Source organism: Cohnella thermotolerans DSM 17683 (assembly GCF_000429825.1).
Taxonomy (GTDB): Bacteria; Bacillota; Bacilli; order Paenibacillales; family Paenibacillaceae; genus Cohnella; species Cohnella thermotolerans.
In genome coordinates, this window is record NZ_KE386955.1 from 16,180 (window position 1) to 27,491 (window position 11,312).

At 58.8% G+C, this 11,312-nt stretch carries 12 protein-coding genes; all 12 read right to left on the reverse strand.

What is annotated here, in order from left to right; genetic code table 11:
* Positions 1 to 299 precede the first annotated feature (299 nt).
* Positions 300 to 1,553: a competence/damage-inducible protein A gene (locus G485_RS0117640; protein WP_027093579.1), complete on the reverse strand. Its 1,254-nt coding sequence runs from the start codon at positions 1,551 to 1,553 to the stop codon at positions 300 to 302.
* Positions 1,550 to 2,173 carry a CDP-diacylglycerol--glycerol-3-phosphate 3-phosphatidyltransferase gene (gene pgsA / locus G485_RS0117645; protein ID WP_027093580.1) on the reverse strand — a complete coding sequence of 208 codons (624 nt, stop codon included), beginning with the start codon at positions 2,171 to 2,173 and terminating at the stop codon, positions 1,550 to 1,552. The genes G485_RS0117640 and pgsA overlap by 4 nt, the downstream gene beginning before the upstream one ends.
* Entirely contained in the window at positions 2,170 to 3,498 is a 1,329-nt protein-coding gene (gene rimO, locus G485_RS0117650) for a 30S ribosomal protein S12 methylthiotransferase RimO (RefSeq protein WP_027093581.1), read from the reverse strand. The genes pgsA and rimO overlap by 4 nt, the downstream gene beginning before the upstream one ends.
* Before the next feature lie 147 nt (positions 3,499 to 3,645).
* The gene (locus G485_RS0117655) at positions 3,646 to 4,137 is read right to left on the reverse strand and encodes a YajQ family cyclic di-GMP-binding protein (RefSeq protein WP_027093582.1); all 492 of its coding nucleotides are present in this window, start codon (positions 4,135 to 4,137) and stop codon (positions 3,646 to 3,648) included.
* 108 nt (positions 4,138 to 4,245) lie between these two features.
* Complete coding sequence (locus tag G485_RS30495; protein WP_169732341.1) at positions 4,246 to 4,407, reverse strand: hypothetical protein; 162 nt, start codon at positions 4,405 to 4,407, stop codon at positions 4,246 to 4,248.
* Between the two features lie 64 nt (positions 4,408 to 4,471).
* The gene (locus G485_RS27255) at positions 4,472 to 5,353 is read right to left on the reverse strand and encodes a helix-turn-helix domain-containing protein (RefSeq protein WP_051318387.1); all 882 of its coding nucleotides are present in this window, start codon (positions 5,351 to 5,353) and stop codon (positions 4,472 to 4,474) included.
* Between the two features lie 42 nt (positions 5,354 to 5,395).
* Positions 5,396 to 6,166, reverse strand: a complete 771-nt coding sequence (locus G485_RS0117670) for a DUF3388 domain-containing protein (RefSeq protein WP_027093583.1) — start codon at positions 6,164 to 6,166, stop codon at positions 5,396 to 5,398.
* Positions 6,167 to 6,408: 242 nt separating this feature from the next.
* Positions 6,409 to 6,660 carry a DUF3243 domain-containing protein gene (locus G485_RS0117675; RefSeq protein WP_027093584.1) on the reverse strand — a complete coding sequence of 84 codons (252 nt, stop codon included), beginning with the start codon at positions 6,658 to 6,660 and terminating at the stop codon, positions 6,409 to 6,411.
* Between the two features lie 79 nt (positions 6,661 to 6,739).
* Positions 6,740 to 7,495, reverse strand: a complete 756-nt coding sequence (gene ymfI / locus G485_RS0117680; protein ID WP_027093585.1) for an elongation factor P 5-aminopentanone reductase — start codon at positions 7,493 to 7,495, stop codon at positions 6,740 to 6,742.
* Positions 7,495 to 8,781 (reverse strand): EF-P 5-aminopentanol modification-associated protein YfmH, encoded by a 1,287-nt coding sequence (gene yfmH / locus G485_RS0117685; protein ID WP_027093586.1) that lies wholly within the window; start codon positions 8,779 to 8,781, stop codon positions 7,495 to 7,497. Before yfmH ends, ymfI begins: the two co-directional genes overlap by 1 nt.
* A gap of 1 nt (position 8,782) precedes the next feature.
* On the reverse strand, positions 8,783 to 10,027 hold the full coding sequence (gene yfmF / locus G485_RS0117690) for an EF-P 5-aminopentanol modification-associated protein YfmF (protein WP_051318404.1): 1,245 nt from the start codon (positions 10,025 to 10,027) through the stop codon (positions 8,783 to 8,785).
* 149 nt (positions 10,028 to 10,176) lie between these two features.
* Positions 10,177 to 10,947, reverse strand: a complete 771-nt coding sequence (gene sleB, locus G485_RS0117695) for a spore cortex-lytic enzyme (RefSeq protein ID WP_027093588.1) — start codon at positions 10,945 to 10,947, stop codon at positions 10,177 to 10,179.
* Positions 10,948 to 11,312 lie beyond the last annotated feature (365 nt).

Genomic DNA, 11,312 nt, shown 5'->3' on the forward strand with positions numbered 1-11,312 from the left:
TACGGTTCTTCCGCAACTTTCACTATGAACTTTATCACAAGGCGTCAAAGTTGACAAGCCTTTTGGCGAAATTTGACGGAAATGTGACAGCGGTTCGGGCAGAGCGTACGTAATGTGCCATGAGTGGGTGTAGAAAAGCGGCTTACAGAGCGGCGAGGCGGCGGCTTGCTGCGCGCCAATGTGAGGAAGCCAGTTACTCTCTTTCGCCCTCTCGCTCTAAGCCGATATTGTCGGCTTACAGCGCAACAAAAAGGGGCGAGCGGCGGCTCATCCCCCAGCCGCCACTCGCCCCCGTCCGCTTACGCTTGCCCCGTCAGCGAAAGCCAAAGCATATGCAGCGCGCGCTTCGTCGCGCGGATGCGAATGCCCTGGCGGTCGCCCGCAAGCTGCAGCTTCTCCACACGCGTCGGCCGGCCCCTCTCGGCGAGACCGACGTATACGAGGCCGACCGGCTTGCCTTCGGCGGAGGCGGGCCCCGCCACGCCGGTCGTCGACAGCGCCAGGTCGGCGCCGCTAGCCGCAAGCGCGCCCTCGGCCATCGCCGCGGCCGTCTCCTCGCTGACCGCGCCCGGCGCGCCGGGGCCTTCCAGCTGCTCCATCGGCACGCCCAGCAGCTTGTGCTTGACGCCGTTGCTGTAGCTGACGACGCCGCCCAGGAACGCGTCCGCGCTTCCCGGCACCGTCGTCAGCATCGAAGCGACCATGCCGCCCGTGCAGCTCTCCGCGACCGTCAGCGTCATCCGCTTCTGCGTCAGCTGACGGATGACCGCGGCTTCGATCGGAATGTCCTCTTCCGCGTACAAATACGGCCGCGTCCGCGACCGGATCGCCTGCAGCGTCGGCTCCAGCTTGCGGGCCGCTTCCTCCGGTCCGTCCGCCTTCGTCGACACGCGGATGGCCACTTCGCCTTCCTTCGCGTAAGGCGCGATCGTCGGATCCGTCTGTTCCCGGATCAAATCGATCAGCAGATCCTCCAGCTGCGATTCCCCGATGCCGCTGAATTTCAGCATGACGGAATGCAGCGCCTGCGATTCGCCGAGCAGCCCCCGCAGCCAAGCCGAGCCGTCGCTGCGGAACATCGGCTTCATCTCGCGCGGCGGCCCCGGCAGCAGCAAATAATGCGTGCCGTCCGCCGACAGCGCATTGCCGACCGCCAGGCCGGTATCGTTGCGCAGCGGCGTCGCCCCTTCGATGAGATGAGCCTGCCTGCGGTTGCTCTCGACGAAGGCCGTCCCCCGGCCGAGAAACATCTCTTCGATTTTGCGCATGGTCGGCTCGTGAATCCCGATGCTTCTGCCCAGATAATCCGCTACGACGTCCCGGGTCAAGTCGTCGAGCGTCGGACCGAGGCCGCCCGTGAACACGAGCAGATCGGCCCGCTTCCGCGCCGTCTCGACGGCGGCCCGGATTCGCTCCGCGTTGTCGCCTACGACCGTTTGATAATAAACGTCAATGCCCAGCTCCGCCAAAGCTTGCGACAGAAACTGGGCGTTCGTGTTGACGATTTGGCCGACCAGCAGTTCCGTGCCGACGGCGATGATCTCCGCTCTCATACGTTGCGACGCACCTCTTTGGTCCCGGAATCCGAACCCTGGTTCGACGAATCGACAATCAGGCTCTTGTTCTTAATGAAGTAATCGATTCCCGAGTAGACCGTAATAATCGCGGCCGCCCATACGACGATCGTGTCCACCGGAACGTGGATAAATTCGAACGGCAAGTTGTTCAGCAGCAGCACGACGATCATCGCGATCTGAATCGTCGTTTTCCATTTGCCCCATTTGCTTGCGGCGAGGACGACGCCCTCGAGCAGCGCCACTTGCCGAAGCCCCGTCACGGCCCACTCGCGGCTGATGATGACGATGGCGACCCAAGCGTCGAGCTTGCCCATCTCGACGAGCGAGATGAGCACGGCCCCTACCAGAAGCTTGTCGGCGAGCGGATCGAGCAGCTTCCCCAGGTTGGTCACAATTTTGCGCTTGCGCGCGATATATCCGTCGAGCCCGTCCGTGCTGGCCGCGATAATAAAAAGAAGCAGCGCGAAAAGCTGGTTATAGGAAAGCGTGTAACTGCCGATCGTCAAAGGAGCCACATCGAGCTTGATGAGCAGAAAGAAAGCGACAATCGGTACGAGAAAAATACGCGCGAGCGTAATCCGATTGGCCAAATTCACGCGATTCCCTCCCCGGACAGGTCATATTCGTACGCGTGCGTGATGCGCACCTTGCGAATCTCGCCAATCTCCGCCCGGCAGCCGGTGATGAACACCTCGCCGTCCACTTCCGGCGCGTCGTATTGGCTCCTGCCCACATAGACGTCGCTGCGGCCGTCGTATTTCTCAACGAGCACGTCGATCGTCCGGCCGACATACTTGGCCGAATTCTCCCGCGCCACTTCGCGCTGAATTTCCATCAGCACGTTCGCCCGGTACTGCTTCACTTCCTCCGGCAAATGATCCGGGAGCCGGTCGGCCGGGGTGTCTTCTTCCCGCGAATACGTAAACACGCCGAGCCGGTCGAACTTCATCTCCCGGACGAAATCGCACAGATTCGCGAAGTCCTCCTCCGTCTCGCCCGGAAAGCCTACGATCATCGACGTCCGCAGCGCCACGTCCGGAATGCGGGCGCGGATTTTGGCGATGAGCTCCCGGACGTCCCGCTGGCGGCCCGGACGGCGCATACGCTTGAGGATGCGGTCCTCGCTGTGCTGAAGCGGCATGTCGATGTATTTGCATATTTTCGGGTTCGTGGCGAACACGTCGATCAGTTCGTCGGTGAAGAAGCCCGGATAAGCGTAGTGAAGCCGTACCCACTCCACGCCGGGAACTTCGCTGACCCGGTTCAGCAGCTCCGGCAGCTTGAAGCCGTCGTACAAGTCCGTTCCGTAGTTGGTCGAATCCTGGGCGATCAGACTGATCTCCTTGACCCCTTGGGCCGCCAATTGCGTCGCCTCCGCGACAATGGATTCCATCGAACGGCTGCGGAACTTGCCCCGCATGATCGGAATGCTGCAGAACGTGCAGGCGTTGTCGCAGCCTTCCGCAATTTTCACATAAGCGGTGTGGCGCGGCGTCGAAAGCAGGCGCGGGTGGTTCTCTTCGTACGTAAACACGGGATTGCCCACGTAGATCGGCTTGCGTCCGCCGAGCGCCTCGTCGATAATATCGTTGATCCGGTGAAAATCGCCCGTGCCGACGATGCCGTCGATCTCGGGCATTTCCTTCATTAATTCTTCTTTATAACGCTGCGTGAGACAGCCGGAGACGATCAGCGCCTTCAGCCGGGCGGTCTCCTTCAGCTCCGCCAGATCGAGAATCGTATTGACCGATTCCTCCTTGGCCGCGTCGATGAACCCGCACGTATTGACGATGACAACCGTCGCGTCCTCGGGTTTGTCGACGAGCGTGAACCCGCGCTGATGGATCAAGCCCGACATAATCTCGGAATCGACCAAATTTTTCTCGCAGCCTAACGTCACCACGCTGACTTTCTCGATCATCGCTGCCTTCCCCCATATGTTCATCCGAACTATCCAATTTTAACTGCAATCAGTATAAACGAACCCTCGGAACGTGTCAAAATACCGCAAAAAGCTTCCTTCCGGCCAAATAGCCTCGAGGAAGCGCCGATCCAAACCGATCCGATCTTAGCGGTAGTTCACGAACTGCAGGTCGAGCTGAAGGTCGGCTTCCCGCAACAGCTTCATGACGGCCTGCAAGTCGTCCTTGCTCTTGCCGGTGACGCGCAGCTGATCGCCTTGAATCTGGCTCTTGACCTTGAGCTTCGAATCGCGAATGAGCACGTTGATCTTCTTCGCGTCGTCCTGACCGATGCCCTGCTTCAGCTTGATTTGCTGGCGGACCGTCTGCCCGGCCGCGGGTTCCACTTTGCCGTAGTCCAGGTTCAAAATCGGCACGCCGCGTTTGACGAGCTTGGATTGCAGAATGTCCAGCACGCTCTTCAGCTTGTATTCGTCGTCTGACACGACGACGAGCGTCTCGCCTTCCAGCTTGATGCTGCTCTTGCTCCCTTTGAAGTCGAAGCGCGTCTCGATCTCCCGAACCGCTTGGGTGACGGCGTTGTTCACTTCCTGCAAATCCACTTTGGAGACGATATCGAAAGAATATTCGGATGCCATATGTACGATCTTCCTTTCCGTATTCGCTAATCCTTACATGATTATAGCAGTTTTTTTGCCCCGAAAAAAAGAGGAAGGCCCTGAAGCAGGGCCTTCGTGCGGAATGGCTCAACGCGCTCTCGCCGGATCCCGGAACATGTCCAGGATGCCGAGCACGATCCAGGCCAGCCCGAAGCCGAGAATGCCGTAGCCCCAAGCCGACGGCGTCAAATACCAGCCGAGCAGGCTGACGATCACCCCAATGGCCGTCACGATCCAACTGGTAGCCAATGTACATAACCTCCACCTAAGGGAAATGGGGAATCTCCCTCATTTTTCCCCGGGCGAACGAAGGCTATTCGGCGGGCGGGGTCTCGGCCGCGGGGGTAAAGGTGAATTTCTTGGAGCCTCTGCCGTCGCCATCGTCGACGAGGACGTCGTCGATGGTGATCTCCACGACGTTGGCGTGCGCCACGTTGACGTACAGAGGACCCGTCAAGTCGAAAGTCAGCGTCTCTCCGCCCTCGGGACTTCCGTTGAAAACGTATTTGCCGGACTTGCTGTTCTCTTGAACGCCCACCCAGCTTTTGGATGAGAGAACGATCTTCAGCTGATGGGTCGTCCCTGCCGGCGCCACATCGTAATAGTCCACGTTCCCGCTCTTCTTCGTCAGCGTCAGCGTCGTCGCTCCCGGAGACGGAGTAGTCGATTCGGATGCGGGCGCCGACCCGGACGGCGTGGCACTCGGCGTCGAACTGGGCGATGCCGAGAACGACGGGGACGGCGAAGCGGTGTCGGTCGTGATCTGGGTCAAGCGATCCGAATTCTCGGCCTTGGAGCCCGGATGCTGCACCCAATAAATGTAGACGATCGCGATGATCAGAATCGGGAACAGCCACATGAGCAGCGTAACCGCGATTTTGCCCCACCGGTCGTTATGCTGAACGCTCCGGCTCTTTGGCTTGACCATCGCTTCCGGAGCGGTCGTCTCCGGAGCCGGCGGCTTCGGCAGCTCTTTATGATATAGGCGCAATACCTCTTCGGCGTCGAGACCGACAGTCTCCGCGTAGGTTTTGACGAAAGCGCGCACGTAGAACGATCCGGGCAGCACCTTGTAATCTCCCTCTTCGATCGCTTCCAAATATCGCTTGCGGATTTTGGTCGCTTCCTGTATATCGTCCAGCGTGTAGCCGCGCTGTTCTCTCGCCTTGCGCAGCAGCAGTCCCAAATCCGACATCGGCCTCACCTCCTCCATGTTGTTTTGAATGTATGTTTGCAATTAGAAACCGTCGTCCAAACCGGCGGTCGTAAAATTCTCATATGTAATTTCTTCCTCCGGCGTGTTGCGAAGCTCGATGATGCAATCGAAGACGTCGTAATCGAAATCCGATTCGCGGACGAAAATGTCGGGATGCTCGATCACTTTGGTCGAAGGCATCGCCATAATTTCCTGCAGCAAATTGTAGTGCTTCTCGTTGGAACGAATCGTGCTGACGATTCCGTCGATAATGAAGACGTTGTTCGGATTCATCTCTTCTTCCGACAGCTGGCTTCGAACTGTCTGCCGCAGCAGCGTGGAGGAGACGAATGTCCAGCGTTTGTTGGAGCAGACACTGCCCGCGATAATCGACTCCGTCTTGCCGACGCGCGGCATCCCCCGAAGGCCGATCGTCTGATTGCCTTCCTTCTTGAATAATTCCCCCAAAAAGTCGACCAGCAAACCAAGCTCGCTGCGGGTGAACCGGAACGTCTTGCCGTCCGCGGAATCCCGCTCGATATAGGTGCCGTGCCGAATGGCCAAAATGTCGGTCAGCCGGGGAGGTCTCAGCGTAATGAGCGAGATGTTTTCCACCTTGGACAGCATTTTGCCGAGCAGTTCGATCTTCTCGTCGTCGTCGGTCTGCAGCAACAGTCCCCGCGTCCGATCCTCGACCCCGTTGATCGTAATAATATTGACTTCGAGCATCCCGAGCAGGGAAGCCAAATCCCCGAGCAAGCCGGGACGGTTCTTATGAATTTTATATTCCATGTACCATTGCTTCTTCTCCATGAAGGCACCCCGATTGCGGGCCGTATAAGATGATGGATCGATGCGTGAAAAACGGCCCTTCCCATTTATTCTACAAAACTCGATAAATTCCTGCAAAAGTTCCGACAAGATTCCGACTATAGTCCCAAAATTCGGCGATCATGGCTAAACGGCTCCGCCGATGGTGGCGGAGCCGTACGCGCGCCCGATGTTTAGCGCCTGACTCACTTATATGACGATTCAAAAGGATTTCAGGTTGCGATTCAGTGACGATCCGCCAATTTGACCATCAGGCGGGCTATCGTTTTGCGTTCCGACTCGTCGCCGACGTCCCACAGCTCTTTGAGGACGCGTTCCTCGTCGTTTTGCGGATCGACCTTGTTGTCCAGAAATTCGCCGATTTCGAACGCCAGCTTGGAGATCGTCTCTTCGTTGATGCCCATCTTCTTCGCCGCGTCCACCCGGTCTCCCAAAAATTTCTTCCAGGTATCGAAACTGCTCAGTACGGTAGACATTCGCTCTGCAGCCTCCCTGCTTAGTGGAATCATGCTACAGACGATAATATGTCCCGACCTTGCGCGTTCTATTCTGTTCTTAGATTCGCCATCCCCCGGTCAGACCGATGACTTGTCCCGTGATGTAGCCCGCCCGCTCCGAAGCGAGAAAAGCGACCAGCTCGGCCACTTCCTCCGGGCTCGCGAATCGGCCGAGCGGAATTTCCGCCAGCAGCGCTTCGCGCTCCTCCTTCGTAAACCCGGACAGCATATCGGTGTCGACGGCCCCCGGAGCGACCGCGTTGACGGTGACGCCTGCGGACGCCATCTCTCTGGCGAGCGCCTTGGTGAAGCTGTTCAGCCCGCCCTTGGCGGCCGAATAAGCGACCTCGCCCGCGGCGCCGACCAATCCCCACAGGCTCGAAATATGCACAATGCGCCCGCTCCGGTCCCATCGCATGGCGGGTCCGAACAGCCTCGCCAGCCAATAGGCGGACTTCAAATGCACGCGGAACAGATCGTCCCATTCGTCCTCATCCGTCTCGTCCAGCATTCCGTAGTAAGCCGTTCCCGCGCTGTGCACGAGCACGGAGGGCATAAGTCCTCGCCGCTCCAAATCCGCCTTCAGCTTCTTCAGCTCTTCGCCGGACCGAACGTCCGCCCGGACGACGAACGCCGCCTCCGCTCCGGCCTCCCGGCACGCCTCGGCGACCCGTTCCGCTTCGCTCGTCGACGAGCCGCAATGCACGACGACCGTTCCGCCTTCCGCCGCCAACCGGCGGGCGACCGCCGCCCCGATGCCCCGCGAGGCGCCCGTCACGAGGGCGACCCGCCGATGGCCGGGCGAGGCGCCCATCAAGTTGCGTCACCCCGCACGATCGAGACGGCGAGGCGGGAAGGATCCGCATGCTCCCGCAGGCGGGCGTTGATTTCCTCCAGCGTGAGGCTCTCATACAGTTCCACCAGCGCAAACAGGTCGCCGCCCTTCAGCCGGTAGCGCGTAAACTCGCCTGCAATCGCCTCCGGGCTGTTCAACATGCGCAAGTAGGCGCCGATCTTCTTCCGGCGGGCCCGCTCGAACACATCCTCGCCGATCCCGCTCTCGGACGCGCTCCGGAACGCTTCCGTCACCCGCGAGACGAGTTCGTCCGGATCGCGCGTATCCCCGCCGACGACGGAAAACGCATAGCCCGGTCCGGTGTTGTACTCATGGCCGAAGCCGTCGGAAATCAAGTTGTCTTCGTACAACTGCTGATAAAGCGGGGAACTGGCGCCCAAGAGCGCATCCAGCATCAGCTTCGTCGCCAGCTCCCGACGGATGGCGGCGTCCCCGGCGCTGGCGCCCGGATCTTCCTTGTAACCGAACAGACATTTGGGCAGCGAGACGGGAAGCTTGATTTCGATGCGCGGCTGGCGCACCTCCGCCGGCTCCTCCTCGAACAGCCGCTCGACCGGGCCGGCGGGATCGAAGCTCTTGCCCGCCTGGTTCGCCTTGACCCGCGCCATCGTCGCTTCGGCGTCGATGCCGCCTACGATGAACAAGGACATATTCGACGGGTGGTAGAACGTCCGGTAACATTCGTACAGCATTTCCTTCGTGATCGAACGGACGGACTCCGCCGTGCCCGCGATGTCGATATGAACGGGATGCTTGCTGTACAGCGCCTCGATCAAGCCGTAGTAAACCCGCCAATCGGGGTTGTCGCGGTACATGTTAATTTCCTGGATGATGATGCCTTTCTCTTTCTCCACGTTCTCGTCCGTGAAGTACGGATTCTGGACGAAATTAAGCAGCGTGTCGACGTTCTTCTCCACCGACCCGGTTGCCGAGAACAAATACACGGTCCGGTCGAAGCTCGTAAACGCGTTGGCCGACGCGCCCTGCGAAGCGAACGTGGAGAAAATGTCGCCTTCCGGCTCCTCGAACATTTTATGCTCGAGAAAATGGGCGATGCCGTCCGGCACGCGCACCGCTTCTTTCCCTGCCGGGCGGAAATGGTTGTCGATGGAGCCGTAGCGGGTCGTAAACGTGGCATACGTTTTCGTAAATCCGGGCTTCGGCAAAATAAACACTTCGAGGCCGTTGTCCAGCTTCTCGAAATAGAGGGTCTCCTGCAGCTTCGGATACGGTTTGACCGCCATCTCAGTTGTCCCCCTTCCGATCCCGTAGGAAATAAATCGTATCCAGGACGACGCCCTGAGCCGCTTCCACGATTGCCTCCGGCGTCACGGCGTCGACTTCGGCCTGAAGGCTCCCGGCCGTCCGCTCCGTGCCGGACAGCACGCTGTTGAAGTCGAACGAGATGCGTTCGTACGCCGAATCCTGAATTTCGCGCAGCTGGTTCTCCAGCATCGCTTTGGTGCGGGCGATATCGTCTGCGGCGAACTGGCCCTCCTTCATGGCGGCCAGCTGCTCCCGGATAATGCCGAGCGCCCGCTCGTAATTTTCGATCTCAATGCCGGACTGAATCGTCAGCAAGCCTTTGTGGCCGTCCAGCCGGGAAGCGGCGTAGTAGGCGAGGCTCGCCTTTTCCCGGACATTCACGAACAGCTTGGAATGGGGAAACGCGCCCAGCACCCCGTTATAGACGAGAAGCGCGGCATAATCGGGATCGCCGTAGCTCGTCGACGTTCGCAATCCGAGGTTCAGCTTCCCCTGGCCGACGTCCAAACGTTCGACGATCGTCTGCGGCTCCGCTCGCGGCGCCCTCAGCACGGGAGCCGAATAGCGCTGCGGGCTGCCGGACGGAAGCTTGAACGCCTTCTCGGCGAACGACTGCACTTCTCCGAGGGAAGTGTCGCCCGAGACATAAAGATCGAGGACGGCGCTGCCGAGCCATTCGCTGTAACGCCGGTACAAGGAATCCGCGTCGATGCCGGACAGATCGTCCTTGCGGCCGAGCGCAAGAAGCCGATACGGTTCGTCCTTGCACATCTCCTCGATGCACCGTTCACCGGCGTACCGGATCTTGTCGTTGATGATGGCGTCGATTCGCTTGGCCACGGTCGTCTTTTCCGTTTCCACATAACGGGATCGGAACTGTCCGTCCTCCAGCGCCGGCGCAGTCAATACCTCGCCCAAGAAAGAGATCGCTTCCTTGAGCAACGATTCCTGGGAGGAGACGAACCGGTCGTTAATGATGTCGAGCCGGAACTGGACGATCTGGTAATCGCCTCTTTTGTATAAATCGAACCCGAAGCCGGCCCCGTAGAGATCGTCCAGGCGCTCCCGGAACGAGATCGTCTCCGGATAGGCGGCGGTGCCCCGACGCAGCACGAAAGGGGTGAGCGCTACCGGCGTCACCCAAGCTTCGTTTAACGGAATGCCGACGAACAACGACAGGGAGAAAGTTTTGAAACGCTTCGTCGGAAGGACGTGCAGCCGCATCCGTCCGACGGAGCCGCGCTCGAATAGTTCGGCTGTCAAGGCATCAAACCCCTTTGAGTCTATTTCCAATTCAGCCCCATTCTAACCGATGGCCAATCCCGAAGCAAATGCATTCGCAACGTTTCGGCGATTTTTTTTTGCGCGGATCGTTACCGGCAGAAAATATGCTTGCCGATCGTCTTGTACTGCGGACGGGACCAAATCCATTTGGACGTGGCGGTCTCCGGATTGAAGTAATAGAGGCAGCCGTCCGTCGGGTCCCATCCGCTCAAGGCGTCCTTGACCGCTTTAAACGCCGTTTCGTTCGGAGTCAAATAAATTTGTCCGTCGGCAACCGCTGTAAACGCGCCCGGTTGAAAAATAACGCCGGACACCGTGTTCGGGAATTGAGGGTCCTTTACCCGGTTCAAAATAACCGCTGCGACCGCCACTTGCCCTTCGTAAGGCTCGCCCCGGGATTCACCGTAGACGGCGTTAGCCATCAGCTTCATATCGTTCGCGGATACGCCGGCATGGTTCGACGCGGGCAGATTGTTGTTCGAACCTGTCGCCCCGCCTCCCCCGCCGCCGGTCGCAGACTGCGGCAAATCCTCGGCCGTCGGCCTCCAATCCTTCGTCGCCTTCCACAGCATCAGCTTCGTTTTGGCGCCGACAACACCGTCCGCGACCATGCCGAACTTCCATTGGAACCATTTGACCGCGTTAAGGGTTGACGAGCCGAACTGGCCGTCCACCTTTCCGCTGTAGTATCCCAGCGCCTTTAGACGTCCTTGCAGCTCGTAGACGTCTTTGCCCGATGTACCCATCTTGATCGTCGCGTTGCTGAACGTCGTCTTCGCGTCTTTCGACCGTTCGAGCGTAGATAGCCCAAGAAGCCCCAACACAAGACACATCGAAAGGATTACCAGTCGGTATCTCACGAGCGAGTCACGCCTTTCCCAATCAATTAATGGCTTTGCAAAAAGCCGCATTCATGGACATTAGTATGAGAAAGGACTTCCAGACTTATGCGTACCATGCTTGACATGCTTGTTACCCATGTTTGTAACATGTGCTTGTCACCCATGTTTGTCATCCACAATGGTTAACCCCCATTGCTGTTTTCCAAGGGGCATCCCATTATCCCTTTGCTTCAGTTCCGATCAGTTCTTCCTCGACACCCCGTAACCCTTTCCTCTAAAGCATGTTGACCTCTCATCTTCTGCAATTCTTAACGCCCCTTTTCATGCATGCGACAGGTTTCGTACAAACAGTCCATCATCCTGACTCGGAGGGATAATGGGAC

Bases quoted from the DNA above. Each gene is read 5' to 3' on its own strand.
- G485_RS0117640 (WP_027093579.1), bottom strand. From the start codon at position 1,553: ATGAGAGCGGAGATCATCGCCGTCGGCACGGAACTGCTGGTCGGCCAA.
- rimO (WP_027093581.1), bottom strand. From the start codon at position 3,498: ATGATCGAGAAAGTCAGCGTGGTGACGTTAGGCTGCGAGAAAAATTTG.
- G485_RS0117655 (WP_027093582.1), bottom strand. From the start codon at position 4,137: ATGGCATCCGAATATTCTTTCGATATCGTCTCCAAAGTGGATTTGCAG.
- G485_RS27255 (WP_051318387.1), bottom strand. From the start codon at position 5,353: ATGTCGGATTTGGGACTGCTGCTGCGCAAGGCGAGAGAACAGCGCGGC.
- G485_RS0117670 (WP_027093583.1), bottom strand. From the start codon at position 6,166: ATGGAGAAGAAGCAATGGTACATGGAATATAAAATTCATAAGAACCGT.
- G485_RS0117675 (WP_027093584.1), bottom strand. From the start codon at position 6,660: ATGTCTACCGTACTGAGCAGTTTCGATACCTGGAAGAAATTTTTGGGA.
- ymfI (WP_027093585.1), bottom strand. From the start codon at position 7,495: ATGGGCGCCTCGCCCGGCCATCGGCGGGTCGCCCTCGTGACGGGCGCC.
- yfmH (WP_027093586.1), bottom strand. From the start codon at position 8,781: ATGGCGGTCAAACCGTATCCGAAGCTGCAGGAGACCCTCTATTTCGAG.
- yfmF (WP_051318404.1), bottom strand. From the start codon at position 10,027: ATGCGGCTGCACGTCCTTCCGACGAAGCGTTTCAAAACTTTCTCCCTG.